The sequence below is a fragment of the Niveispirillum sp. SYP-B3756 genome (assembly GCF_009495745.1).
Taxonomy (GTDB): Bacteria; Pseudomonadota; Alphaproteobacteria; order Azospirillales; family Azospirillaceae; genus Niveispirillum.
The window spans coordinates 23,801-50,457 of the sequence record NZ_WIDQ01000013.1 but is presented as its reverse complement, the minus strand read 5'-3'; the positions used below and the strand labels follow the sequence as shown (position 1 = coordinate 50,457).

The window sequence follows — 26,657 nt, the reverse complement described above, 5'->3', positions numbered from 1 at the left end:
GCCATCGTGACCATTGCCGCCGCCCCGCTGTTCCCTTCCCTTTCGGTGACCGATCTGTTCACCATCGGCATCGGCCCGTCCAGTTCCCACACCGTGGGGCCCATGCGGGCGGGGGCCGCCTTTGCCGCCATGGCCACCGCACATGGCCAGCCGCACATGGTCACCTGCGATCTTTATGGTTCGCTGGCGCTGACCGGCAAGGGCCATGCCACCGACCATGCCGTGCTGCTGGGCCTGTCCGGCTGGCTGCCGGACCGGATCGACCCCAATGCGGTGCCCGATCTGATCGCCGCCATTGCGCGCGACCAGTCACTGCCGCTGGGCGGGGGTACGCCGGTGCATTTTGTGGAAGCCGAGCATCTGCGCTTCCGCATGGGGGAATTCCTGCCCTTCCACGCTAATGCCATGCGCTTTACCGCGCATTATCCCGATGGGCGGCAGTTGGAGCAGATATTTTATTCCGTGGGCGGCGGAGCCATCCGCATGGAAGGGGCCCATGCCGGCGACCGGCCCAATGTCACCCTGCCCCACCTGTTCAACTCCGGGGCGGAACTGCTGGCCATCGGGGAACAGCAGGGCCTTTCCATCGCCGATATCGTCTGGGCCAATGAGGAGGCGTTCCGCAGCCGGGCCGAGACGGTGGAGTTTGTCGACAAGGTACGCCAGGCCATGCTGGATTGTATCGAGCGCGGCTGCCGGCAGGATGGCATCCTGCCCGGCGGGCTGAAGGTGCGCCGCCGCGCCCGTTCCCTGCATCAGACCTTGATGGCCAGTATGCCCCGGATCGAGCCGTCCCACGTGTTCGAATGGGTCAGCCTCTACGCGCTGAGCGTGAATGAGGAGAATGCAGCTGGTGGCCGGGTGGTGACGGCCCCCACCAACGGGGCTGCCGGCATCCTACCCGCCGTGCTGAAATATTATGAGACCTTTGTGTCCGGCGCCAACCGCGCTGGTTCCCGCACCCTGTTGATGACAGCGGCGGCCATCGGCTTTCTCTATAAAATCCGCGCCTCCATCTCGGCGGCCGAAATGGGCTGCCAGGGGGAGGTCGGTGTCGCCTGTTCCATGGCCGCCGCCGGGCTGACCGCAGCCTTGGGCGGCAATAACCAACAGATCGAAAATGCCGCCGAGATCGGCATGGAACATAATCTGGGCCTGACCTGCGACCCGATCGGCGGGCTGGTGCAGGTGCCCTGCATCGAACGCAACACCATGGGGGCGGTGAAGGCGATCAACGCCGCCTATCTGGCCCTGCGCGGCGATGGCAGCCACGTCGTCTCCCTGGACGCGGTGATTGAAACCATGCGCCAGACAGGTGTGGAGATGAGCTCAAAATATAAGGAAACCAGCCTGGGCGGGCTGGCCGTCAATGTGGTGGGCTGTTGATTTTTAAAGTCTCCCCGTGGCGGGTCGCTCACGCCCGCCACGGGGCAGCAGACGCCAGCCCAGCAGGGTCACCACGATGGCGGCATAGATGATGGGCTCCAGCGGCCAGGACTTGACCAGCAGCAGGAAATGCACCGCGCCGGCCAGCGCCGCCGGATAAACCAGCCGGTGCAGCCGGCGCCAGCGCACGCCCCCCAGCCGACGGATCATGGCATTGCTGGACGTCACCGCCAGCGGCAGCAGCAGCACAAAGCCCAGCATCCCGATGGTGATATAGGGTCGTTTCAGGATATCGGCCCCGATGGCCGCCCAATCCAGCCCCTGATCCAGCAGGATATATGTGATCAGGTGGGCCAGCACATAGAAGAAGGCCAGCAACCCCACCGCCCGGCGATAGCGCAACCAGTTAATGCCCAAGGACTGGCGCAGCGGCGTGATGGCCAGCCCCAGGATGATCAGCCGCAGCGCCCATTCCCCCAGGCCGCGTTCCAGCGCCTTGGCCGGATCGGCCCCCAGATTATCCGTCAGCGCCTGGACAAAAAGCCAGACACCCGGCGCCAGCCCCAGCAGATAGAACGGCCAGGAGGGGAAGGCAGGCTGGCGCAGCCAGCGCGGCAGGGCGGCCATCAATAATATTTCCGCAGATCCATACCGGTATAAAGCCCGGCCACCTGATCGGCATAGCCGTTGAAGGGCAGGGTCGGCCGGCGCTTGGCGAACAGCCCGCCTTCCCCGATCCGCCGCTCCGTCGCCTGACTCCAGCGCGGATGATCGACCTCCGGATTAACGTTGGAATAGAAGCCATATTCCTGCGGCGCCTGCATGTTCCAGCTGGTCTGCGGCTGCTTGTCCGTCAAGGTGATGCGGACGATGGATTTGATGCCCTTGAAACCATATTTCCACGGCACCACCAGACGCAGCGGCGCCCCATTCTGGTTGGGCAGCGTCTCCCCATACAGCCCCACGGCCAGCAAGGTCAGCGGGTGCATCGCCTCATCCAGTCGCAGCCCCTCCCGATAGGGCCAGTCCAGCACCTTCAGGAAACCGCCCACCCCCGTCATCTCATTGGGGCGCAGCGCGGTTTCAAAGGCCACATATTTGGCGCTGCCCAGCGGCTCCACCCGCGCCAGCAGATCGGCCAGGGGAAAGCCGATCCAGGGGATCACCATCGACCAGCCTTCCACGCAGCGCATCCGGTAGATCCGCTCCTCCAGCTTGGCCGGCTTGATGATATCTTCCAGGGCAAAGTTGGTGGGTTTGGCCACCATGCCATCCACCTGCACAGTCCAGGGGCTGGTGGTCAGCCGGTGCGCATTGCGCGCTGGCTCCGACTTGTCGACACCGAATTCGTAATAATTATTGTAGCTGGTAACGTCCTTCAGCGGCGTCAGTGTCTCGTCGGTGGAGAGCTTGCTTTTGGCCGCCGTCAGCGGGGCGGCGGCGGCACTGCCGGCCAGCAGCAGCCCACCCGCCCCCGCCAGCAAATGACGGCGGCTGAGATAGAGCGCCTGGGGCGTCACATCGCGTTCGCCCAGATCCGGGGCATGGCGCAGCAGCATCGGCTTTTCCTCACATCATGCGGGCGGGGAACCCATGGGGAGAAGATAAGCGCCCCCTGCCGCCACGGCTAGCCCCCGCGCCGGGGCTGCGACAGGAATACATTTTTACATATTAATTTTGTTTATAAATATATTTAACAAACTGAAATATAATTCCCATTGACTCAATAGGAAATTAACGACACCATCCTTGTCAGAAAGCGTCGTTCCCCTGGCGACCTTCCTCTTTCTGGCGGAGGAAAACCCATGTCTACCAATCTGCTGCCGCTCTCCAAACCCGTTCCGGCCGACAGTTCCCTGCGTCTGGTGCCGGATGTGCCGGATTTCCTGGTCGGCCCCGGCCTGTCGCCGGAGGTGGCAGATGTCGTGACCCTGATTGCCGGCAGCGCCACGGCTGGGCGCAATCTGGCTGAAACCCGCCGTATCTTCACCCAGGTGCGCCGGGCGCTGGGGCCAACAGTGCCGGACATCGCCTCCATCCGGGAGGAGGTGATCAATACACCGGCGGGCAAGCTGAACCTGCGGCTCTACCGGCCGTCCTTCGGGTTCCGGCCGCTGCCGGCCCTGCTGTTCTTCCATGGCGGCGGCTGGACGGTGGGCGATCTGGACAGCCATGATACGCTGTGCCGCCAGCTGGCCATCGCCACCGGCCATGTCATCGTCGCCGTGGATTATCGGCTGGCCCCGGAAAACCCCTGGCCCGCCCCGATTGAGGATGGCTGGGAAGCCCTGCGCTGGCTGTCCAATTACGCCCCGCTGCTGGCCATCGATCCGCTGGCCATCGGCGTGGCGGGTGACAGCGCCGGCGGCAACATCGCCGCCGTGCTGGCCCTGAAGGCGCGGGATGAGGGCGGACCGTCCCTAAAGGGGCAGGTATTGATCTATCCCTGCACCGACCTGTCGGCCAGCCTGCCCTCCCATTTCGCCCATGCCGATGGCTATCTGCTGACGCGCAAGCAATATCTGGCCTATGTCGCCAATTACCTGGCCGGCCAGGATGTTGAGCATGATTGGCGCGTGTCGCCCCTGCGGGCAGCCCGGTTCGACGGGTTGCCGCCGACCGTGATCATCACCGCCGGGTTCGATCCGCTGCTGGATGAAGGCCGCGCCTATGCCGGGCGGCTGGCTGCCGCCGGTGTACCGGTCATCCATCGCAGTTACGCCGACATGGTGCATGGCTTCATCACCATGGGCGGCCGCCTGTCGGCCGCCAACCGCGCCATTGCCGATATCGGCCGGGCCCTGGCCTCGCACGATATCTACGCCTTCAGCGATGGCGGCGGTATTTAAGACACACCTGACCTCCCTGACCCGTCCCCACTTGCACCCCTGGCCCCTGTCGCCAGGGGTTCTTTTTGTTGCGATGCACATATTTTTTGGTTGCAGCGCCACATGAATTCAACCGAAAAATATCTCCATTCGATCCATCGTTTTGACTGGCGGGCCGCGACAATTTGCGCCACCATCTTTTCCGGGTGACCGCCCGGAAGAGATCGGCACCCCCTGTGCGACACAGGTAAGGGAGGACGTTATGGTGGCGTTTCACGAAGGGGAGCGCATATTGCCGCTCCCGGCAGATTACGTTCCGGTGCCAACCGCACGCCGGTTGACCAACCATGATTTGCAGGAGGCCCTGGCCGACGGTTGGGCCGATTTCAAGGCCGCCCCCGCCTATGGGCTGGCCTTTGGCGGCATTTATGCCCTGTTGGGCCTGGGCGGGCTGCTGGCCCTGACCATGGCAGATCAGCCGCATCTGATGTTTCCGGCCATCACCGGCTTCCTGCTGTTCGGGCCGTTCGCGGCCCTGGGCCTTTACGAAATCAGCCGTCGGCGGCAGTTGGGCCGGCCGGTGGAACCGCTGAAGGTGTTCTTCGCGTTTCGCCGGCATGGCGGCAGCCAGATCGGGATGCTGGGCCTGTTCCTGGTATTCGCCACCATCGCCTGGTTGAAGATCGCCACCTTGATCTATGCGCTGTATTTCGGCCCCGCCCCGATGGAGGTGGCTCAGCTTTGGGCCGCCGTGACGGGAAGCTTCGCCGGGCTGCGCTTTGCCGCCACCGGCATCATTGCCGGCGGGCTGATCGCCACCACCATCTTCGCATTGTCGGTTTTCTCCGTACCGATGCTGCTGGATCGGGATGTGGATGTTGTGACGGCCATCCTGGCCAGCCTGCGGGCGGTGCTGCTGAACCTGCCGCTGATGCTGGCCTGGGGTGCCATGGTGGCGGTGGTGATCGGGTTCAGCATTGCCGCTGGCCTGCTGGCCCTGATCATCACCCTGCCCTGGCTGGGCCATGCGACCTGGCACCTGTATGTACGGGCGTTGGGGCGCACCCCGGTTCCCGGCGCTGAATAAACCCAAGCGGCAAAGCAGCATGACAACCGCCGGTCAGCCGACCGGCGGTTGTTCATTTTCAGGCACCACCCCCGGTAATTGCCGGCGCCAGCGGCCAGGCGTGGTGCCGGTGATGCGTTCGAAAACGCGGGTCAGGTGGCTCTGGTCAGCAAAACCGCATTGCTGCGCAATCTCTGCAATGGGGGATGGGGAGGTTGCCAGCAGGTGCCGCGCCTGCGCCACCCGCCGCTCCAGCAGCCATTGATGCGGCGACATCCCGGCACTTTGTTTGAAGGCGCGGGAAAAATGGCCGACGGAAATACCACATTCCCGCGCCAGATCAGCCAGCCCATGATCGCCGGCCAGATTGCCCATCATCCGCAGCACCCGGCGCAATTGCCAGGGGGCAAGCCCGCCCCGGTGCGGGGTGCTTGGGTTTGGCGCAATGGCGCCACCATCATCAAACGCAAGATCGGACATCGGGCAGGCAGGCATGGCAACGGGGGTGGACCCTGCTCATCCTATGCTGCGGCACCCCCTGCCCGCGCGCATCCATGCATCAGCTTTATAACATTTAACCGGGGCAATCGTTCCAGCGGTGCCGCTGCACCATTGGGAAACCACGTCTTCTATGCTACATCGCCACAGCAATCATAATGCCAAAGCCTGGGAGAGGCGGGGTTGAACGGTAAGAAGCCGACCATTGACGATGTCGCCCGCCTGTCCGGCGTGGCCCGTGTCACCGTATCCCGCGTGTTGAATGGCGGCCCCAATGTCCGCCCCGCCGTGCGCACCAAGGTGATGGAGGCAGTGAAGGCGCTGGATTACAAGGTCAACCCGCAGGCGCGCAGTCTGGCCGGCGGGGCCAGCCGCACCCTGGGCTTTGTCTTCAATTCCGATCCGGAGAGCGAGCCCAATTCCTATTACGAGGCGGCGCTGGAGCTGGGGGCGCTGCGGGCCTGTGTCACGCTGGGCTATCAGCTGCTGATCCACCAGATCCCGCTGGATGCGCCGGACCAGCAGCGGCGCATTCTGGAGCTGATCGATGACCAGCGCTGCGAGGGGCTGATTCTCTGCCCGCCCTTCAGCGACGATCTGGCCCTGGTGGAAACCGCCCTGGCGCGGGGCTGCAAAGTTGCGGCCGTTTCCCCCGGCCCCAGCGCCCGCACCCTGATCGACGGGGTGGGCGTGGATGATGAAGCAGCGGGATATGACCTGACCTGCGCCCTGATCCGGCTGGGCCATCGCCGCTTCGGTTTCATCGCGGGACTGGAGGCACATCTTTCCGCCGAACGCCGGCTGGACGGGTTCCGCCGCGCCCTGGCCGACCATGGGCTGGGCGATGATGCCTGCCTGATCCGGCGCGGCGATTTCACCTTCCGATCCGGCACAAGATTGACGCCGGAAATGCTGGATGATGCCAACCCGCCCAGCGTGCTGGTCTGCGCCAATGACGATATGGCGGCGGGCGCCCTGGCGGCGGCCCATGCGCGCGGCCTGGATATACCGGGTGATATCGCCATCACTGGATTCGACGATGCGCCCGTTGCCTCCATCGTCTGGCCGCCGCTGACCACAGTGCATCAGCCGGTGAAGCTGTTGGGCCAAAGGGCGGTTGAACTGCTGGTCGGCCGGCTGACCGGTGCCGTAATGGATGGCCCGCAATTCCAGCAACTGGACCATGCCCTGGTCTGCCGCCAGACCACCAAGGCGTTCTAACCCAGGCGCGTTTACCACCCCCGCTACCCGCTGTTGCAAAAACCCAACATACGACCGTCACCTGTTCCAGGCCGCTTGACAAGCCCCTGGGCGGCGCGCAGATTGGAAGCGCTTTCAATGCCGCAACGCAACGGCATTTCAGCGGCAACAAAAATCAGGGCCGCCGCAGCTGCGGCCCGGGGTGTGTGGGAGGAGGAGTTGATGGCGAACCGCGTTTCCAGCGGAGGCTGGACGCTGTCCGGCGTGCTGTACCGCACCGTGTCGGGCCTGGCGCTCAGCTTGGCACTGTCCGGTGCCGCAGCCGCCCAGCAACAGGCGGGCAGCAGCGATGTGGTCGACGAAATCGTCGTGACCGGCATCCGCGCTGGCATCCAGAATTCGATCAATATCAAGAAGAACGAAACCTCCATCGTGGAGGCGATTTCGGCCGAAGATATCGGCAAGCTGCCTGATATCTCCATCGCGGAAAGCATTGCCCGTCTGCCCGGTCTGGCGGCCCAGCGCGTCAATGGCCGCGCCCAGGTGATCTCCATCCGTGGTCTGGCGCCTGACTTCACCACCACTTTGCTGAACGGCCGTCAGCAGGCAAGTTCTGGCGACAACCGCGCGGTGGAATTCGACCAGTATCCGTCCGAACTGCTGTCGTCGGTCGTCATCTACAAGACGCCGGATGCGCAGGTTTCCGGCATGGGCCTGTCGGGCACCGCCGACCTGCGCACCGTGCGGCCGCTGGAGTTTGGCAAGCGGGCGGCGTCGGTGAATGTGCGGGGCGAGAAACTGTCCGGCGGCAAGCTGAACAGCGATGTCGGCACCTGGGGCAACCGGGCCAGCGCCTCCTATATCGACCAGTTCCTGGATGGCAAGCTGGGCATTGCCATCGGCTATGCCCATATGGACAGCCCGTCCCAGGTGAAGCATTACAAGGCCTATGGCTATGAGGCCTTCCCGGACGCCGTGCAAGATGCCGCCGCCAAGAATGCGCTGATGCTGAACGGGCAGGAGGTGTTCGCCACCTCCCGCAACAATACCCGCGATGCCGTGATCGGCATTGTCGAGTTCCAGCCGAACGAGACGATCCACAGCACGCTGGACGTCTATTATTCCAAGTTCGAGCAGGAAGAAACGACGCGCGGCGCGCAATGGTTCTCCAATGGCTGGGCTGATGGTGCCACCTTCACCAACCTGAAGACGGATACTGTCGGCGGCTCACAGTTCGCCCGCAGCGGCACGCTGAATAATGGCGTGCCGCAACTGCGCAATGACTTCAACACCCGCAATGATAAGCTGTTCTCCATCGGGCTGAATAATGAATTCGACCTGACGGACAGCACCAAGCTGGTCGCCGATCTTTCCTATTCGCGCAACAAGCGGCGCGAACAGATCATGGAAACCTATGCCGGCTATGGCCGTGGCGTGGGGCGCGTGACCAGCAACACCCCTGATGTCGGTCGCACCTTCGACAAGATCGATTTCAACATCAATGATGACGGCTTCTCCCAGTATAAAACCGGGCTGAACTATGCCGATGCGACCAAGGTGTCGCTGGGTGACCATGCCCCCTGGGGCGGCTGGGGCCATGATGGCGCCGTCCGTTATCCGGACGTGAAGGAAGAGGTGAAATCCGCCGAGGCCCGGGTTGATCAGGAATTTGACAGCTTCATCAACAAGCTGTCGGTCGGTGTCAATTACACCAACCGTGAAAAGACCAAGCGGGTGGTGGAATATGATCTGTTCTTGAAGAATAACCAGCAGGTCTATGTCGATCCCGCCGATCTGGTGGCCCCCACCTCGCTGGGCTTTGCCGGCATGGGCGATGTGCTGAGCGTGGATATCGGCAATGTCTGGCGGAAATATTTTGATCAAACGCCGCTGGTCGATGCCAACAATTACGACAAGAACTGGGACATCTCTGAAAAGGTCACCACCTTCTTTGCCCGCGCCAATTATGGGTTTGGCGACCTGACCGGTAATGTCGGTGTGCAGGTGGTGCGGCAGCAGCAATCATCCAGCGGTGTGATTATCAATGGCACCAGTGGCAAAGTGGTCCCCACTGCCATCAGCGCCAAGGAAACCTATACCGATGTGCTGCCAAGCCTGAACGCCATCTATGATCTGGGCGATGGGCACCGTTTGCGGCTGGGTCTGTCAAAGACCATGGCGCGGCCGCGAATGGATGACATGCGCGCCAATGTCACGCCCTCCTTCAACGGCACAATCTGCAACGGCCAGACTTGCGCGGCGGGCAGTACGGTCAACCCCTGGTCGGCCAGCGGTGGCAATCCCAACCTGAAGCCCTGGAAGGCCGATGCGGCCGACTTGGCCTATGAATGGTATGTGGCGCCGACGACCTATATTTCGATCGCCGGCTTCTACAAGAAGCTGAAGACCTACATCTACAACCAGACCCAGCCCTTTGATTTCAGCGGCCTGCCCTTGCCCACCACGGCATCCAGCATCCCCGCCGGGGTCAAGATCAGCAATATGGGCCAGATCACCCTGCCGGCCAATGGCAATGGCGGCAATCTGAAGGGGCTGGAATTCTCCGGTGCCCTGGATTTCGGCCAATTGTATGAGCCGCTGGAAGGGTTTGGCGTGCAGGGCAGCCTGTCACTCACCTGGTCCAGCCTGAACCCGACGGACAAGAACGATCCGGGCCAGGCCGTGCGCATTCCCGGCCTGTCCAAGACGGTCTATAACCTGACCGCCTATTATGAACGTGACGGGTTCCAGGCGCGGATCAGCCAGCGCTATCGCTCCGCCTTCAAGGGCGAGGTGGTGCAGCTTTACGCCAACCGTGGCTTCACGGAAATCCTGTCTGACAAGCAGGTGGATGCGCAGATCGGTTACACCATCCAGGAAGGCCAGTTTGAAAATCTGGGCTTCCTGTTCCAGGTGAACAATCTGACGGACAGCCCCTATCGCACCCGTGTGGGCCTGGATAGCGGCGGGACCAAGACCAGTGACGGGTCCAGCCTGCCGGAAACCTATGAGAAGTACGGGCGGGAATTCCTGTTCGGCGTCAGCTACCGCTACTGACCCCATCATCGGGCCGGCATCCCGCGCATTGGGGATGCCGGCCCCCTTCCCTCTGGCAGTTGGAAGGTTTGCCCTGTGCAGCAACAGATCAAGAAAATCCTGATCGTCGGGGGCGGGTCGGCCGGCTGGATGGTGGCCGCCCTGTTCTCCCGCCTGTTCAAACGGCTTTATGAGATCACGCTGGTGGAATCCGATGAGATCGGCACCATCGGCGTGGGCGAGGCCACCATCCCCGCCATCAAGCGGTTTAATGAGCTGCTGGGTCTGGACGAGGATGATTTCCTGCGCCGCACCCAGGGCAGTTTCAAGCTGGGGATCGAGTTTCGAAACTGGCACCGGCAGGGTGACAGCTATATCCATGGTTTCGGCCCCATCGGCCAGGATCTGGGCTGGCTGCGCTGCCACCATTACTGGCTGCACCAGCAGGCCCAGGGTAAGGCTCCGGATTTCGACGGGCTGGCCATTAATACGGCTGCCGCGCGGGCCGGCAAATTCATGCGGGCCCGGCCGGATTTGCCGGATTCGCCCTTGTCCCACATCGCCCATGCCTTCCATTTCGATGCCGGGCTCTATGCCCGTTATCTGCGGGAGATGGCGGAAAAGGCCGGCGTGCAGCGGCTGGAAGGCCGCATCGGGGCGGTGCATCTGCGGCCCGAGGATGGTTTCGTGCAATCGGTCACCCTGGCCGATGGGCGAGAAGTGGCGGCCGATTTCTTCATCGATTGTTCCGGTTTCCGGGGCCTGATCATCGAACAGGCGCTGAAAACCGGGTACGAGGATTGGCGCCACTGGCTGCCCTGTGACCGGGCGCTGGCCGTTCCCTGCGCCCGCCAGCCGGGGGAGATGACGCCTTATACAAGCGCCACCGCACACGGGGCCGGCTGGCAATGGCGTATCCCGCTGCGCCACCGCACCGGCAACGGCCATGTCTATGCCAGCCCCTTCATGGAAGAGGCGGAGGCCGAGCGTATCCTGTTGTCCAACCTGGATGGGCCGGCCCTGGCCGACCCGTTGCGGATACAGTTCACCACCGGCAAGCGCCGGCAACTCTGGAACCGCAATTGCGTGGCGGTGGGGCTGGCCAGTGGTTTTCTGGAACCGCTGGAAAGCACCAGCCTGCACCTGATCCAATCCGCCGCCATCCGGCTGGTGCGGTTGATGCCCGATGGCCGTTTTGATCCGGCGGTGATCGCGGAATTCAACCGCCAGAGCGATTTTGAGTATGAGCGTATCCGCGACTTCATCATCCTGCATTACAAGGCGACCGCGCGGGATGACACGCCGTTCTGGCGCTATTGCCGGGACATGGACATACCGGAAACGCTGCAGCGCAAGATCGACCTGTTCGCCGCCTGTGGCCGCATCTTCCGTGAGGATGAGGAGTTGTTTGCCGAGGAAAGCTGGATTCAGGTTTTCTTAGGCCAGGGCATCATCCCCCGTTCCCCCGACCCGCTGGTGCGGGTGCAGGAGGATGCGGAGATTGCGGAATATCTCAGCAATATCACAGGCGTCATCGGCAAATGCGTCGCCGTGATGCCGGGCCATGCGGCCTATCTGGAACGGATTTGCGGGGTGGGGTGACACTCTCCTCCCCATCATTACTTGTTTGCACCGTCACCCCGGCGAAGGCCGGGGTCCAGGGGCCACAGGCGCTTTGCTCTACGATACTGGACCCCGGCCTTCGCCGGGGTGACGGTGGAAGGGACGGGAAGCGAAGGCCCCATGCCCCCACCAAAAATAAAACCACTCCAGCAATCCCCAACCGCCTTTTCACCCCGCCCCGGCGGGCACCCCATAAACCCCGAGGGAGAGAACCATGCCCCGTTACCGCCAGCCATCGCTGGTCGCGCGCCAGCTTTGCCTGACGACCGCCATCGCCGCCCTGCTGGCCTTCAGCCCGGCGGGTTTCGCCCAAGCCAGCAATCCCCAGCCCACCGCTGACAGCCCGCCGCTGGCCGCGCGTGCCCATGACCCGATCTGGGCACGCGCCGATGCGCTGGTGCGGCAGATGACGCTGGAGGAGAAGATCACCTATCTGCACGGGCTGTTCCCGCCGCAGACCAAGAACCCGCCGGCAGACATGATCCCGTCCGCCGGCTATGTGCCGGGCGTGCCGCGTCTGGGCATCCCCACTCTGCGGGAAAGCGATGCCAGCCTTGGTGTCGCCAATCAGGTGGAACAGCGCAAGGGCGACACGGCCACCGCCCTGCCGTCCGGCCTGTCGCTGGCCGCCACGTTTGAACCGGAACTGGCCTTTAAGTCCGGTGCCATGATCGGGGCGGAGGCACGGGCCAAGACCTTCAACGTGCTGCTGGCCGGTGGCGTGAACTTGACCCGCGACCCCTGGGCCGGGCGCAATTTTGAATATCTGGGGGAAGACCCGCTGCTGGGCGGTGTGCTGGCCGGGGAGAGCATTCGCGGCGTGCAATCCAACAACATCATCTCCACCATCAAGCATTTCGCCCTGAATGCGCAGGAAACCGGCCGCCATGTCATGGATGCCCGCATCGGTGAAGCCGATCTCAGGGAAAGCGACCTGCTGGCCTTTCAGATCGCCATTGAACGCGGCAAGCCGGCCTCTGTCATGTGCGCCTACAACAAGGTGAATGGTGATTGGGCCTGCGAGAATGACTTCCTGCTGAACCGGGTGCTGAAGAAGGATTGGGCCTATCCCGGCTTTGTCATGTCCGACTGGGGTGCCGTGCACAGCACGGTGAAGGCGGCCAATGCCGGGCTGGACCAGCAATCCGGCCAGGAACTGGATACACAGATCTTCTTCGGCGAGGATCTGAAAAAGGCGGTGGCCGAGGGCAAGGTGAAGCCGGCCCGGCTGGATGATATGGTACGCCGCGTACTCTATGGCGTGATCCAGACCGGGCTGATGGAAAACCCCATCCCCGCCAGCGAACAGAAGATCGACTACCCCGCCCATGCCCAGATCGCCCAGGCGGTGGCGGAACGCGGTTCCGTGCTGCTGAAGAATGATGGCTTGCTGCCGCTGGCCAAATCGGCGCGCAAGGTGGTGCTGATCGGGGCCCATGCCGATGTCGGCGTGCTGTCGGGCGGTGGTTCATCGCAGGTGCGCTCGGTCGGCGGGGCGCCGGTGGAAATCCCGCTGAATGGCGGGGAAGCGGCCTCCTTCGTGCGCGTCACCTGGCACGCCTCTTCCCCGCTGGCCGCTGTGAAGGCGATGCTGCCGGGGGCGGATGTCACCTATGTGGATGGCAAAGACCCGGCCGCCGCCGCCAAGGCAGCCGCCGGGGCCGATGCCGTGCTGCTGTTCGCCTGGCACTGGCAGACAGAGGCGCAGGATGCGCCCTCCATCGCCCTGCCGGATGGGCAGGATGCGCTGATTGAGGCGGTGTCGGCGGCCAACCCGAAAACGGTGGTGGTGCTGGAAAGTGGTGGCCCAGTGCTGATGCCCTGGCTGGACAAGGTAAAGGCGGTGCTGGCCGCCTGGTATCCCGGCCAGCGCGGCGGGGAAGCCATTGCCCGCATCCTGTTTGGGGAGGTAAACCCGTCCGGTCGCCTGCCCATGACCTTCCCTGCCGCTGAAAGCCAGGCCCCCCGCCCGTCCGCCCCCGGCTTTGCCGAACAGGCCACCCTGGATGAGGCCGGGCGCAATGGCCAGAAGGTGGGGAGGATCAAACCCTTTGCCGTGGATTATGTCGAAGGGGCTGCCGCGGGTTACCGCTGGTACGCTGAAAAGGGGCAGAAACCGCTGTTCCCCTTCGGTTACGGCCTGTCCTATACCAGCTTCCAATATGGCAAATTGAAGGTGGAGGGAGGCGTTCGCCTGACCGTCAGCTTCGATGTCACCAACAAGGGACAGGTGGCCGGGGCCGATACGCCGCAGCTTTATGTGCAGGCCGGTGAACGCCGGCCCATGCTGCGGCTGGCCGGGTTCAAGAAGCTGGACCTTGCCCCCGGAGAGACGCGCCGCGTCAGCCTGACAGTCGATCCGCGCGTGCTGGCCGATTATGATGTCAAGGCCGGCGGCTGGCGCTTGCCCCAGGGCAGCTATGGGCTTTATGTCGGCGGCCATGCCGGCGACAAGGCCCTGACCGGGGAAGCCAAGCTGGATGCATGGAAGGGCAAGCCATGAAAACCCGTATCGCCATCGCCGCCGCCCTGGCCCTGCTGTCGCTGCCGCAACTGGCAGCAGCAGCGGAGCCGATGCGGGCCTGGATCACCAGCGGCGACCGCCGCTTCTCCCTCACCGAACAGGCGCCGGTTAACCCCGGCGCCGCCACCGGCCTGCCGGTTATCGCCGTCGATCCGGTCCAACGCTTCCAGACCATGGTGGGGTTCGGGGCGGCCATCACCGACAGTTCGGCCTGGCTGATCCGCACCAAACTGACGGACAGCCAGCGCCAATCCCTGCTGGCGGAACTGTTCGGGCGGCAGGAGGGCGGGCTGGGGTTCAGCCTGACACGGCTGACCATCGGCGCGTCCGATTTCTCCCTGGATCATTACAGCCTGGATGATGCGCCGGGCGGCGCCCCCGACCCGGACCTTCAGCATTTCTCCCTGAAGCGGCCCGCCGAACATGTTTTCCCCACGGTACGGCAGGCGCTGTCCATCAATGGCGACCTGAAAATCGTCGCCTCCCCCTGGAGCGCGCCGGCCTGGATGAAAACTACCGGTTCGCTGATCAAGGGGCAGTTGAAGGATGAGGCGTACCCCGTCTATGCCCGCTTCTTCGCCCGGTACATCACAGAGGCCGCCTCCCAGGGCGTGCCGACCGATTACCTGACCATCCAGAACGAACCGGATTTTGAGCCGAAGGATTATCCGGGGATGCGCTGGCGGGCCGTCGACCGCGCACGCTTCTTCGCTGACCATCTGGGGCCGGAACTGGCGGCGCAGGGTATCAAGACCAAGCTGCTGGACTGGGATCATAATTGGGACCAGCCGGAACAGCCGCTGACCGTATTCGCCAACGCCAAGGCGAACAGCTATGTCAGCGGCGTGGCCTGGCACTGCTATAATGGCCAGGTGGCGGCCCAGGCCATCGTGCAGCAAGCCGCACCGGAGAAGGAGGTCTTCCTGACCGAATGTTCCGGCGGGGAATGGGCGCCCGATTATGCCGACAGTTTCGCCTGGATGATGCGCAAGCTGATCATCGGCTCCACCCGCTATGGCGCGCGGGGCGTGCTGATGTGGAATCTGGCACTGGATGAGAAGAACCGGCCCTATGCCGGCGGCTGCGATACCTGCCGGGGTATCGTCACCATCAACAGCCAGACGGGTGCCATCACCCGCAACCAGGAATATTACGCCTTCGGCCATGCCAGCCGCTTCGTGAAACCGGGGGCCGTGCGCATTGCCGCCACGGCGGAGGTGGGTGACGTGGAAAGTGTCGCCTTTGAAAACCCGGACGGCAGCCGGGTGCTGGTCGCCTACAACCATGGGGACAAGCCGGCCCGGTTTGTCATCTCCGATGGGACCAAACGCTTCAAGACGCAACTGCCGCCCCGCGCGGCGGGCAGCTTCGTCTGGTGATCGCAGGGCCTGCAACCCACCCTGTCAGCGTGATCCATCCCTGGCCAGGGATAGGCGGCTGACGGGGTGGATGTCGTAGACATTGTCCCGCCAGCCACGCAGGGTGGGGGAAATCAGCCGCTGGGAACTGCCGAAACTGATTGGGATGATCCGGTGGCTGTCCAGGATTTTCCGTTCCAGCGCACGCAACCCCGCCTCATCCGCCGGCATGGCCATGTCGGGCGGCACGAAGGGGGCCAGGGCGTAGGAAGGGGCATAGGAAACCCAGGCATTCAGCACGAAGCCGCTGAAATCGCCGTTTGAATCACGCTGGGCGACAATGCGGGACTCCTGCCCCACCAGATCTGTTTCCACCCCCAGCACCTGCTTCCACTGCGCGGCAATCGCCACCACGCGTTGCCGCACCGGTTCGGTCGTCGCGTGGAGGATTTCCACCTTCGGCGGCGACCGGTTGGGGCCATAGCCGGCGCGGGCAAGGGCAGCACGAGCAGCCTGCTGACGGCTGGCGGCACTTTCCTGTACCATACCAGCCACCTCCTCCCGCCACAGGCCGGGCGGTACCAGCCCCAGGGCGGGGACGGCACGGCCTTGGCTGGGGGCGGTCAACTGCTCCCGGTCCAGCGCCAGCGCCAACGCCTCCAGAAAGGCCGGGTTTTCCTGCCATACCGGGCCGTTGGGGCTGGCGCGCAGATAGGTCAGCAATGTCCAGGGGTGGATATGCAGGTTTTCCGGCATCTCCTGGCGCGCCCAACCGACCATGGCACCGGGCAGGGTGCTGGTGGCGTGCAAGGCACCGGTGCGGAACAGGTTCAGTTCCATCTCCGGCCCGTCGCTGACCACCAGTTCCACCGCTGCCATCGCGGCCGGACGATGGTAAAAATCGTTGCGCACCAAATGATAGGCGCTGTGCAACCGGTGCCCGGCCAGCCGGTATGGCCCGTTGCAGACCAGTTGGTCCATGGCTGCAAACCCGTCCGCCGCCCTGGCCAGGGTGGGCCCATGTATCGGCAAGGTGATGCGGTGGGCCAGCACCATGTCGAAATCGGCCAGCGGGCGGGCCAGCCGTACCTGCACCCTGTCGGCATCCAGCGCCTGGATGCCCAGTTGTTCCGGCGGCAGCCGGCCCTGGCGGATGGCGGTGGCATTGTCCACGCCGTCCAACAGATCGGCGATGCCCGATGCGGTGGCCGGGTCCACCGCCCGGCGCCAGCCGCGCACGAAATCATCGGCGACCAGCCGGTCACCATTCCACCAGCGGGCCTCTTGGCGCAGATGGAAGGTCCAGACCAGCCCATCGGCGCTGCGCTCCCAGCGTTCCGCCACACCCGGCACCGTATGGCCGGACGCATCGCGGGTCAGCAGCCCTTCGCACAGTTCCTGCAAGACCCGCCCGGCCCCCAGGGTCAGGCCGCGATGCGGGTCCAGCGTTTCCGGCTCCGGCCCGATGCCGATGCGCAGAACCTCTGCCCCAAGCGCCGGTCCGGCCAGGGCAAGCGCCAGTGCCAGGGCGGCCAGCGCTATGTTCTTCATGATGGCGCGCGCAGGCCCTGGGCGAAGGCGCGGACCAGCGGGTTCAGGCTGAACCCGTCGCCCGCCCGTTCCAGCATGGATTTTTCCTGCAAGGCAGAGAGCCCGCCGGGCAGTCGGATGGTGCAGTCACCGGACAGGGCATGATCGGCCATATCCTGGCTGAATTCATCCTCAAGGCCAGACAGGACGCGCAAGGCGCGCCTTTCTGCCCCACTCAACAGGTTGAAAGCCCAGCCCATGGCGGCCCCCACCGAATAATGCCGCGACGGGCCGGGGCGCCGCATCCCGGGCAGGGCACGCACCGGGTCGCGGCTGGCCTCCACCGTGGCGGACAGGCCCAGCAGGCCACAGGCACGGGCGGCGATTTCCACCCCCAGCGGCACGCCCCCCAGATGGCGGCAGATGCTGGCGATGGCCGGCGCAGCCCCGACCTCATCCTGGAAATCCAGCCCGGCAGCGCTTGCCGCCTCCAAAAACAGGCCGGTGGCGGCGTTGGGCTGTGTCGCGCCTGCCACCGGTATCCCCAGAGGCGACAGACGTACACAGAAGGGACGCAGCCGCCGGTGCGCCGTGTGGGAAGTGATCAGCACCCCCGCCTGGGGGCAGGCGTCCAGCAGGCGGCGCACCAGATCCAGCGCGCCATCACCCAGCAGTTCGGCACCATCCAGCAGCAACAGGCAGGCACGGTCGGCGATCCGGTCCAGCAGGGTGGCAACCGGTCCCACCGCCCCACCCAGCAACCCCAGATGGCCACCAATATGGGCGGCCAGCATATCCGCATCGGCAAGGCCCTGGCCTGACAGCGGCACCAGCCATTGGCCATCGGGAAAATCATCGGCCAGCAGCCGGGCCGCCGCACAGGCCAGCCGCGTCTTGCCGGTGCCGGAAAGGCCGGCAATCAACAGCAACCGGTCACGGCGCATCAGTTTCAACACATTGGCCAGTTCCACCTCCCGACCGGAAAGCGGCCCCAGCATATGCGGAATATTGCCGACCGGGCGGGTGCTGCCGGCCGCCGGTATGGCCAGCCGGTAACCGCGCCCATGCACCGTCAGGATCAGCGAGCCATTGCTGTCCCCCAGCGCTGCGCGCAGTCCGGAAATCTGCACTGCCACATTGGCCGGGTCGACAATCTGCCCCGGCCAGATGCGATCCAGCAGATGGGCAGCGGAAACATCGCGCCCGATATTTTCCGCCAGCACCGACAAAATGGCCGTGGCGCGCCTGCCCAGGGGCACGGGCACGCCGTTGCGGCAGGTCAGGCGACCATTTGCCGGCTGGAATTGAAAGGCGCCGATGGCGATTTCCGCGGTTCCTGCTTCCGGCAGCATCCCATCCCCCATCTGCCCTGATGCCGGCCCTGTGCGCAACGGTACAGGGCCGGCAGATTAACCTTAATTGGAAACGAAGGCCAGCAGGTCGGCGCTGAGCCGGTCCTTGTGCGTGTCGGTTACGCCGTGCGGCCCGCCTTCGTAAACCTTCAGTTCGGCATGGGGCAGCAGCTTCTTCACCGCCCGGCCGGCGGCATCGATGGGCACCACCTGATCGGCATCGCCATGGATGACCAGGGTGGGCAGCCCGTCGAACTTTTGCAGATCCTGGGTGAAGTCGGTTTCAGAGAAGGCCTTGATACAGTCATATGTCGCCTTGTGGCTGGCCATCATGCCCTGCATCCAGAAACTGTCCATCATGCCCTGCGACGGCTTGGCGCCTGGCCGGTTGAAGCCGAAGAAGGGGCCGCTGGCGATATCCTTGTAAAGCTGCGACCGGTCGGCCAAGCTGGCGGTGCGCAGGCCATCGAACACTTCCATCGGGGTGCCGGCCGGGTTGGCATCCGTCTTCAGCATCAGCGGCGGCACAGCCCCGACCAGCGCCACCTTGGACACCCGCGCACGACCATGGCGGGCAATATAGCGGGTGACCTCGCCGCCGCCGGTGGAAAAGCCGACCAGCACCGCATCGCGCACATCCAGCGCCTCCAGCACCTGGGCCAGATCGTCGGCATAGGTATCCATGTCATGGCCATGCCAGGGCTGGCTGGACCGCCCATGGCCGCGCCGGTCATGAGCGATGGTGCGCAGACCGTTGGAGGCCAGATGCAGCATCTGCGCTTCCCAGCTATCCGCATTCAGCGGCCAGCCATGGCTGAACACGACAGGGCGCCCGCTGCCCCAGTCCTTGTAATAGAGCTGCGTGCCATCATCGGTGGTGATCGTACCCATGGCCATTCTCCGCCTTTGTGCTGGTTGCTGTCTGCCGGCGGGGGAAGCCCGATATCTGCCCCCTCTACGACAAGCGGAACTATTCAGCGGAAAAAGAATTTCGGCGTGTTAAAAGACATAAAATCAGTCTCGCTGGAATGTAACATAAGCTAAATCCGCCCCACCACAGGCCCCACCGCCCTGCCGAGAGTGAGTATGCCTTTCGTGAAGCCTGATCATTATCTGCTGGATAGCGGCCGACGGCGGCTTTTACGCAATGGGGAGGTGGTTGCCTTGGGCGACCGCGCCTTCGATCTGTTGCTCGCCTTGGCAGGTGCTGGTGGCAAGGCCCTGTCGGCAGATGAATTGACGGCCCTTGTCTGGCCGGGGCTGACGGTCAGCGCCGGCAATCTGCGGGTTCAGGTGCGGGCCCTGCGCAAGGCGCTGGGTGACGAAGCGGTGGAGAATGTGCCGGGTGCAGGCTATCGCCTGACCCTGCCGCTGGACCCCTTGTCAACCGACGCCGGCGCACCCCCGGTGCCGGCCCTGGTCGGGCGTGATGGCGACCTGAACCGCCTGCGCGAGTTGCTGGCCCGGTCACGGCTGGTCAGCATCGTCGGACCCGGCGGGGTGGGCAAAACCTGTCTGGCCCTGGCCGGGGCTGCCGCCTGCGAAGGGTTGCGCGTCGCGCATGTGGAACTGGCGCCGGTACGCCAGCCAGGGCTGGTGCCGGTGGTGACGGCGGCAGCCCTGGCCATCCGGGTGCAGAAGGTTGACGTCATTGACAGCATCCGCGAGGCGCTGGCCGCACAGCCCACCCTGCTGGTGATGGACAATGCCGAACATCTGCTGGATGAGGTGGGGGAGTTTGCGGAAAACCTGCTGTGCACCTGTCCGGACCTGCATCTGCTGCTGACCAGCCGGGAACCCCTGAATATCAGCGGCGAATTGCTGTTTAATCTCTGCCCCCTGACCTGTCCGCCGGAGGGGGAGGCGGAACCCGCCATCATCCGATCATACCCGGCCGTGGCCCTGGTGTTGCGCAACCATGCCCAGGCCGGCTGGCCACCCCTGACGGATGACCAGATGCCGGCCCTGGCACAGCTTTGCCGCCAGTTAGATGGCCTGCCGCTGGCCCTGGTGCTGCTGGCCGCGCAATTGCGCGATTGCGCGGTGGTGGATGTATCGGCGGCATTGGAAGGGCGGCTGCAGCATCTCCCCCTGGAAGGGACAGCCCGCTACCGACATGACAGTCTGGCCCGCATGTTGGATTGGAGCTTCGACCTGCTGTCCGACGATGAACGGCTGCTATTGTCCCGGCTGGCTGTATTCAACGGTTCCTGGCCAGTGGCGGCGGCAGTGGCGGTCTGCGGCCAGCCGCCCTTGCTGCCGGCAATGGTGCCGGGGCTGATTGCCGGCCTTGTCTCCCGTTCCCTGGTGGCCGGACCGTTGCAAAGACAAGCGCCGGGGCTCCGGCTGCTGGAAACCATTCGCCAGTATGTGATCGCCCGCGATCCCGGGTTGATTGCGCGCGAAGGGCTGAACCATGCCCTGATGAGTTGGCTGCTGGTAGCCCTGGACCAATATCACACCCTGTCGGAACGGGTGGGGACGGGACGGGCGGAACTGCTGGCTGATATGGCTGATATCAGGGAGATACTGGATTGGGGTTTCGCCGGCCACGATATCCATCGGGCGCAGGAACTGGTGATCGACACGCTGCGTATCTGGAACTTACAGGGACTTTATACGGAAAGTGCGCGCTATTTTATCCGCGCCTGGGAGGCCTGTGATGACACGACACATCCTGCCCTGCGAGGCGCCATCGGTATGCTGCTTTATGGGGAGGGTGTGCCGCTGCAATTGCCGCATCATCAGCAGCGCCCCTGGTATTTGAAGCATGAATTCGACCGCAACCTTGCAGGCTTGCGAGCCCATATTGACAGTCACCACCGCTGGTTCATCAATTCCGCCGTCAGCGCCGGTTGGTTGTTGCGCTACAATGGCGATTTTCAGGCCGGACAAGCCCTTTGGGAAGAGGCGGAGGCCATCTGTGCCGCTTACGGGTTTGACTATACGCGCTCCAGCACCCTGTCGATGATCGGCTGGGCAGCGGCAAACAAGGGCGATTTCGAAAAGGCGCGCAGGTCTTTTGAATTGGCCCTGTCCATCGGGGAGGAGATCGGCTTCTATCACTCCCTGGCGGCACTGCGCATGGCGGAAATGGAATTTGCAGCTGGCGACCATGACCGGGCGGTGGCGGTGGCAAGGAGAACCTTGACGGAGGCACCACAACTCACTCAAGCAATCAAGCAGACACTCCATGCCAATCTCGCCTCCTATCTGGTGGTCAAGGGGGATATGGTAGCCGCTCTGCATGAAGCGCTGACAGCGCTGCGTCTGCAACTGCGCTATCAATACACTTACTCCATCGGCTGGACACTGGATCGCGGCGCGCTGATCGCCACCCGGTTGGGCCAACGGGCGCTGGCGGCGGACCTGATGGTCGGGGCTGAAGCCTTCATCACCAGCGAGAACCTGACCCGGGAAGGCCCGGAACAGGTGATCCATCAGTTACTGCGGGCCGAACTGGGGGAGATCACCGGCGAGGCCCTGCCGTCTGAGCAGCTCTTGCAGAAGTTACTGGCCTTTTATGAAGGGACGGTGGCCACACACAATGGTGTTTGAACCGCTCCGAGGCTGCGCCAGGCGAACGCGATTCTGCGCAAGGCGTCGGTGTATTTTGCGATGGCGGAGCTCGACCGCCGGTCGAAATGATGGTGTCGTTCATCGATGCGCCCCAGTGAAGCGCTCCATTTAGTTCTGGAGAGACGGCGGTTGGTTTTGGAGCGGGCGGGGGAGGGTCAGGGGCCAGGATTGTTTCAACGCCTCTACTGCCGCCAACGTCACTTCACCTGACAAGACAAGCTGTTGCGCATAACCAGGGCCGGATGGCGTGTCCGCGAAAATGTCGGCAAAGCCGATCTCCGCGGCAAGACTCAATGTGCCGCTGAAAGGAGACAGAAGGCTGGTCGCGTGCGTCTCACCCACAACCGACGCCAGAAGCCGCGCAAAGGCCAACTTGCCAAGCGCGGGGCGGCGCTGCAAAGGCCATAGATGCGCCTCTGCCGCCGTCAGCGGACGCAGCACCCAGGCACCAGCAACGAAATCAGCGGCGATCTCGCACGGATCGGCAATCGTCGGCATCAGCGGCAGGGCCAGCACAAAGGCTGCTTCATCATCCGCCAATGTCCCCGCCCGCGTGCGGGCCAGGTGCAGCAGGCCGGGGTCGGCTGCCGCTACCACCTCCTGCGCGGCCTGCCAGGCCGCCCTGGCCGGTGATGGTACCGCCGCGCCGTCGGGGCCACTGTCGATCCAGGCCGGCGGCGGCTGGTCACCGCTGCTTTCCAGCAGCCGCTGCGCCGCTTCGTACCGTTCCACCTGCTCCAGCAGGCCGGTGATGGCGCGGTTCACCGCCACCTGACCGCCCAGGGCCGCCGGATCGGTATCGGCGATGGAAAGCGGTGCCTCCACACACCGCGGCCAGCCATCCACCAGGGTCCAGCGTGCAACCCAGCCGCCGCCATAGGCGCCGCACCCCACATCCACACTACGCAGCATAGTGTTCCCCCATCGTCAGCGGCAGCACCTGCCGTTCCACCGTCCAGACCAGCCGCGTGGCGGCCAGGCCGGTCACCCGTTCGGTGACTGTCTGTGCCGTTGCATCCACCGACACGGTGGCATCCATGCCGGCGGCGGTCTCGTGCACCACCGTCACATTGACCGACCCCAGCAGGGCCAGCGATCCGCCCAGATCGCGCCGCACCAGATAGCGCAGCTCATAAGCCGCCGCCTGGGTGGCACTGGCGCCATACTGACGGGCGGTGATCAGGCTGCGCACCGCACGGGTTTCCCCCTCACCAACATAAAGCCGGGGGCTGATATCGGTGGGCGTGGCATCAATGGTGACAGCCGATGGTGCCGGCGGCGAAGCGCTGGCGGCATCGCCACCCATCAGGTCGCGCCCGATCCGTGCCTCAGTGATGACACCGGCATTGGCCGCCGTGCCCACCAGCAGATACGGACCCGCAGCGGAAAGGCTGGTCACATTGTCGGAGCCCAGAGCACCGGCCGTATTGGCCCCGTCATAATAGGCCGTGCGGGAAAGGCCGGAGATGACGGAAACACCATCGCCCGTGCCCACCAGCAGCGATCCGGTATCGGGGGTGCTGGCAAGGGCGGCAACATTGTTGGACGTGCCGCCCAGCAGGGCCGGCTGGCCAGCCTGGAACAGCGCGCGTTCATCATCGTAGATCCGGCGGATTTGCGCCGGTGTTGGGGCAGAGGCGGTGATGCGCAGCAGGGCGGCCGACAGGCCGGCGGCCGGGCTAGGGGCACCGGACACCCGCTCCCCCACCCGCAGCTTGGCCGCCCCGTTGGACAGGCTGCCGATGCCGGTCGCATTGCCCGTGCCCTCCCGCACGCCATTGCACCAGATTTCCAGCTGCCCGCCGCGCCGCACCGCGCACCAGAGGCGCCAGGTATCGCCGACAATATCACTCAGCGAGGCCACGTTGGCCCCGCTGCCGCCATCATGCACCGCAAAGGTCAGCTTGGACCAGTTGGAGATCAGCGACCAGCGCGCCCCGCTGGTCGGGCTGTCGCGGTCCAGGTAATAGCCATCGCCGATGCTGCTTTTAGCCCACCAGATGACAGCGAAATCCCCCGTACCAAAATCAAGATCGGCGCTGTAAGCCTGCTCCAGATAGTTTCCCGCAACGAAACCAGTGATCGCCGAAAGGCCGCAGGGCAGGCCCGTGCGTTGCACGATGCCGTTGACCCGCAGGCCGCGGCCCTTATAGCTGCGGTCGGGCATGGCGACGCGGACCGAGACATTGTCGAAATCGCAATAATCCCCGCTCTTCGCGGTGATGACACGCAGTCGGATCGCGCTGGTCGCAGTTGTTGCGGTGAACTGCGACTGCGCGCCATCCCGCGCCGCCAGGACGTTCACCCCATCCAGCAGCAGGATGCCGGTGGCATCAACAACTGAAATATCACAAGGATACCCGTCCCCCGGCGCAGCATCGGCAGAGATGACATAGGTCTGGCCGATCACCGTGGAGATCGTCTGTGCCGCATAGCCGACATCCGTCGTGGCCTGGTTTGTCACCCGCAGCCTGCCGGACACGATGGACAGGGCGGCCGCCGCGCCGCCATTGCTGCCGGCACTCCACCCCGTGGTGCCGCTGGCAAAATCGCCATTGGTCACCAGTTCGCCCGACCCTGCCACACTGCCCGTCGCGCTGTCCCCCAGCCAGGCGCCGCGAATATCGCCCGGCTGCCAGCCGGTGGCATATTGATTGGTGAGGTAGGCGACCATGCCGTTGGCTGGATTGCCGCCATCAGGGCTGAGAACCGACAGGCCCTTGTCATCCTGCGCGGTCGAGGCATAGATGAGACCGCCCGTATGGACGATCCCCATCCGGGCCTCGTTGGCCGGGTGGCGGGGATAAGTGCCCGCCACGTCAAAGCGTTTTTGCACCCAGCCACCGAAGGACATGTCGCTGTACGGCACCGACCCGTAAGCGAAAATCCCCGCCGACGAGCTGACCCAGAGCCGCCCGTCCGGTTGCAGCAGCACCTGGGTGGCCGCAGAGGGGGTTATATTAACGCCCCCCCCCCAGGGATGGATCACCGATATGCCGCTGCTGGTCGCCACGGCCACGGTGGGAATGGGCAGCCCGACGCGATCCAGCGGGGCACCGGGCAGCACCCTGGCCGATACCTGCACGGGAGGGCCGATCTGGTACTGTAAGTCCAGGGCACCGTAGAATAATGTCTCGTTACGTCGCGCCAGACCATGGGGCCATCTGGCGAAACCACCTTCGTAACCTGCGTACCAGACCACCCCATCCCCAGTGAAATTCAGCACAAAAACGCCGAGGTGGGCGCAGAGGTAAATCCTTCCCTGGCACGCGGTGACATGCCGGTGCTCCCCGTCGGTAGCAGCACCACGCGCGCCAACAAAGCGCATCCATAACCGGGGCTTGCCGTCTGCATCCAGGTCATGCGCATCGTAAATATCCAGCTGCACTCGCCGCGCCACGATCAATGCCACACGCGGAAAACGCCGCGTGGCACCGCGCGTGGCGGTATTCAGCGGTTCATTATACCAACTGGTGGAGCGGCATTTTTCCACCCAGGCCCCGCCATCGCTGTCGCGCCGCGTGTCATACACGAACACCGAAACCACATCCCCGGCCGTCACCAGCGATTTCAGGCCCGCGCCATAGACCAGACCGGTGGCCGTGCCGGTGCCGGCGCTGCCCACCAGGGCCTGGGCGCGGGCGGCACTGCTGGCGGCACTGGCGGCACTGGCGGCGGCCTGGTCGCGCAGGGTGCCGCCCTGGAACCCGGACAGCTCTGCCACCAGATCTTCAAAGAACGGCATCCAGTTCTGCCGGAAACCCCAGGGGGCGAAATCGCTCAAGGCCCAGGTGCGGCCATTCAAGGTAACGGGCATCAGATCAACTCCTCGATCTGCAGCACGACGTCCCAGCCGTCATGCTCCACAATGGTGATGGGGGAAGTGCCGGCGAGCGCGCCATAAAGGGTCAGCCGATTGCGGATGGCGGGTTCCTTGTCGCTGTCCCAGATGACCAGCAGGTCTCCCTTGATCCCCCGCCACATCAGATCGTGATAGACGCCCAGCGCCGTCGCCTCGCTCTGGTAGGACAGCTTGATTTCCCATTGGCGGTATTTCGGGGCCTCGCCCACCAGCCGGCGGCCGCCCTTGGTGCGGATCTTTTCCGCCATGTCGATGACCTGGACGGAGGAGCCATAATCATGGTTTTCCACATCCGGGGCCACCCAGCCCTGGCCGATCATCAGCCGCCCGGCCTGGAAATAGCCGTCGGGATTGCCGGGATCGGTGACGTCCAGAAAGGCATATTGGGCGTAATGGGTTTCCGGCGACAGGTGAAAGGCGATGGGCGCGCCAGGGAATGTTTCCTTGTCCACCCCGTCAAAGGGCCACACCCCCCAGGGCAGAGTGCCCCAGACGATGGTGGGTTCCCAGACCGGGGCCGTGGGCGATTGATAGACCACGGGCGACAGCGATGGCGCATCGGCCAGCCCCACCCGCATAGTGGCCAGACTGGACGCATTATGGCCGATCAGCGCCCAGGCATTGACCGGGCGCACCCGGTCGAACCCGGCCACCAGCCGGGCCGGGCTGTTCTTGATATCCAGATAGCGCGCCACGGCGGCCAGATCGTCATTGCGCAGATTGGCCGGCGGCAGCGTGCCGGACCAGCCGCTGCCGCTGCCGGAAAGGCTGCCCTTGTCGCTGGCCAGATCGTAAAGGATGGTCAGGTTCGCCAT

The 26,657-nt window shown here is 64.3% G+C and carries 18 protein-coding genes; 9 read left to right on the top strand and 9 right to left on the bottom strand.

Features of this window, described 5'->3' with window-relative positions; all coding sequences use genetic code 11:
- Positions 1-6: 6 nt before the first annotated feature.
- A complete protein-coding gene (locus GE253_RS19660) occupies positions 7-1,386 on the top strand; it encodes an L-serine ammonia-lyase (protein WP_348770903.1) in 1,380 nt (459 codons plus the stop codon).
- A gap of 3 nt (positions 1,387-1,389) precedes the next feature.
- On the opposite strand, the gene msrQ is transcribed toward GE253_RS19660, so the two are convergent.
- Positions 1,390-2,013, bottom strand: coding sequence for a protein-methionine-sulfoxide reductase heme-binding subunit MsrQ (gene msrQ, locus GE253_RS19655; RefSeq protein ID WP_153205854.1), 624 nt, complete (start codon positions 2,011-2,013; stop codon positions 1,390-1,392).
- Positions 2,013-2,945, bottom strand: a complete 933-nt coding sequence (gene msrP / locus GE253_RS19650) for a protein-methionine-sulfoxide reductase catalytic subunit MsrP (RefSeq protein ID WP_153205853.1) — start codon at positions 2,943-2,945, stop codon at positions 2,013-2,015. Before msrP ends, msrQ begins: the two co-directional genes overlap by 1 nt.
- Positions 2,946-3,191: 246 nt before the next feature.
- Between msrP and GE253_RS19645 the strand changes: the two genes are divergently transcribed.
- Positions 3,192-4,235 (top strand): alpha/beta hydrolase, encoded by a 1,044-nt coding sequence (locus GE253_RS19645; protein WP_153205852.1) that lies wholly within the window; start codon positions 3,192-3,194, stop codon positions 4,233-4,235.
- A gap of 241 nt (positions 4,236-4,476) precedes the next feature.
- Positions 4,477-5,301, top strand: coding sequence for a DUF2189 domain-containing protein (locus tag GE253_RS19640; protein WP_153205851.1), 825 nt, complete (start codon positions 4,477-4,479; stop codon positions 5,299-5,301).
- A 33-nt stretch (positions 5,302-5,334) separates the two neighbouring features.
- Here GE253_RS19640 and GE253_RS19635 read toward each other — a convergent pair whose 3' ends face one another.
- Positions 5,335-5,760 carry an AraC family transcriptional regulator gene (locus GE253_RS19635; RefSeq protein ID WP_211101524.1) on the bottom strand — a complete coding sequence of 142 codons (426 nt, stop codon included), beginning with the start codon at positions 5,758-5,760 and terminating at the stop codon, positions 5,335-5,337.
- Positions 5,761-5,961: 201 nt separating this feature from the next.
- Here GE253_RS19635 and GE253_RS19630 point away from each other — a divergent pair, with 201 nt between their 5' ends.
- From GE253_RS19630 to GE253_RS19610, 5 genes are all read left to right on the top strand, one after another.
- Positions 5,962-6,999, top strand: coding sequence for a LacI family DNA-binding transcriptional regulator (locus tag GE253_RS19630; protein WP_153205849.1), 1,038 nt, complete (start codon positions 5,962-5,964; stop codon positions 6,997-6,999).
- Positions 7,000-7,200: 201 nt separating this feature from the next.
- The gene (locus GE253_RS19625) at positions 7,201-10,035 is read left to right on the top strand and encodes a TonB-dependent receptor (protein ID WP_153205848.1); all 2,835 of its coding nucleotides are present in this window, start codon (positions 7,201-7,203) and stop codon (positions 10,033-10,035) included.
- A 75-nt stretch (positions 10,036-10,110) separates the two neighbouring features.
- Entirely contained in the window at positions 10,111-11,616 is a 1,506-nt protein-coding gene (locus GE253_RS19620; protein ID WP_348770902.1) for a tryptophan halogenase family protein, read from the top strand.
- 235 nt (positions 11,617-11,851) lie between these two features.
- Positions 11,852-14,140, top strand: a complete 2,289-nt coding sequence (locus tag GE253_RS19615; protein WP_153205847.1) for a glycoside hydrolase family 3 protein — start codon at positions 11,852-11,854, stop codon at positions 14,138-14,140.
- Positions 14,137-15,540 carry a glycoside hydrolase family 30 beta sandwich domain-containing protein gene (locus GE253_RS19610; RefSeq protein WP_153205846.1) on the top strand — a complete coding sequence of 468 codons (1,404 nt, stop codon included), beginning with the start codon at positions 14,137-14,139 and terminating at the stop codon, positions 15,538-15,540. The genes GE253_RS19615 and GE253_RS19610 overlap by 4 nt, the downstream gene beginning before the upstream one ends.
- A gap of 24 nt (positions 15,541-15,564) precedes the next feature.
- Here the strand turns inward: GE253_RS19610 and GE253_RS19605 are convergent, their stop codons facing one another.
- The 3 genes from GE253_RS19605 to GE253_RS19595 all read right to left on the bottom strand — a co-directional run bounded on the left by GE253_RS19605 (position 15,565) and on the right by GE253_RS19595 (position 19,292).
- A complete protein-coding gene (locus GE253_RS19605; protein WP_153205845.1) occupies positions 15,565-17,070 on the bottom strand; it encodes a peptide ABC transporter substrate-binding protein in 1,506 nt (501 codons plus the stop codon).
- Positions 17,067-18,401 (bottom strand): winged helix-turn-helix domain-containing protein, encoded by a 1,335-nt coding sequence (locus GE253_RS19600; protein WP_173012741.1) that lies wholly within the window; start codon positions 18,399-18,401, stop codon positions 17,067-17,069. The genes GE253_RS19605 and GE253_RS19600 overlap by 4 nt, the downstream gene beginning before the upstream one ends.
- A 63-nt stretch (positions 18,402-18,464) precedes the next feature.
- A complete protein-coding gene (locus GE253_RS19595) occupies positions 18,465-19,292 on the bottom strand; it encodes an alpha/beta hydrolase (RefSeq protein WP_153205843.1) in 828 nt (275 codons plus the stop codon).
- 195 nt (positions 19,293-19,487) lie between these two features.
- Between GE253_RS19595 and GE253_RS19590 the strand changes: the two genes are divergently transcribed.
- Positions 19,488-21,959 (top strand): winged helix-turn-helix domain-containing protein, encoded by a 2,472-nt coding sequence (locus GE253_RS19590; protein ID WP_153205842.1) that lies wholly within the window; start codon positions 19,488-19,490, stop codon positions 21,957-21,959.
- Between the two features lie 129 nt (positions 21,960-22,088).
- Here the strand turns inward: GE253_RS19590 and GE253_RS19585 are convergent, their stop codons facing one another.
- From GE253_RS19585 to GE253_RS19575, 3 genes are read right to left on the bottom strand one after another with little or no spacing between them, the layout of a single operon-like run.
- Positions 22,089-22,892, bottom strand: a complete 804-nt coding sequence (locus tag GE253_RS19585; protein ID WP_153205841.1) for a hypothetical protein — start codon at positions 22,890-22,892, stop codon at positions 22,089-22,091.
- Positions 22,882-25,797 carry a LamG-like jellyroll fold domain-containing protein gene (locus tag GE253_RS19580; protein WP_153205840.1) on the bottom strand — a complete coding sequence of 972 codons (2,916 nt, stop codon included), beginning with the start codon at positions 25,795-25,797 and terminating at the stop codon, positions 22,882-22,884. Before GE253_RS19580 ends, GE253_RS19585 begins: the two co-directional genes overlap by 11 nt.
- Positions 25,797-26,657: a hypothetical protein gene (locus GE253_RS19575; RefSeq protein ID WP_153205839.1), complete on the bottom strand. Its 861-nt coding sequence runs from the start codon at positions 26,655-26,657 to the stop codon at positions 25,797-25,799. Before GE253_RS19575 ends, GE253_RS19580 begins: the two co-directional genes overlap by 1 nt.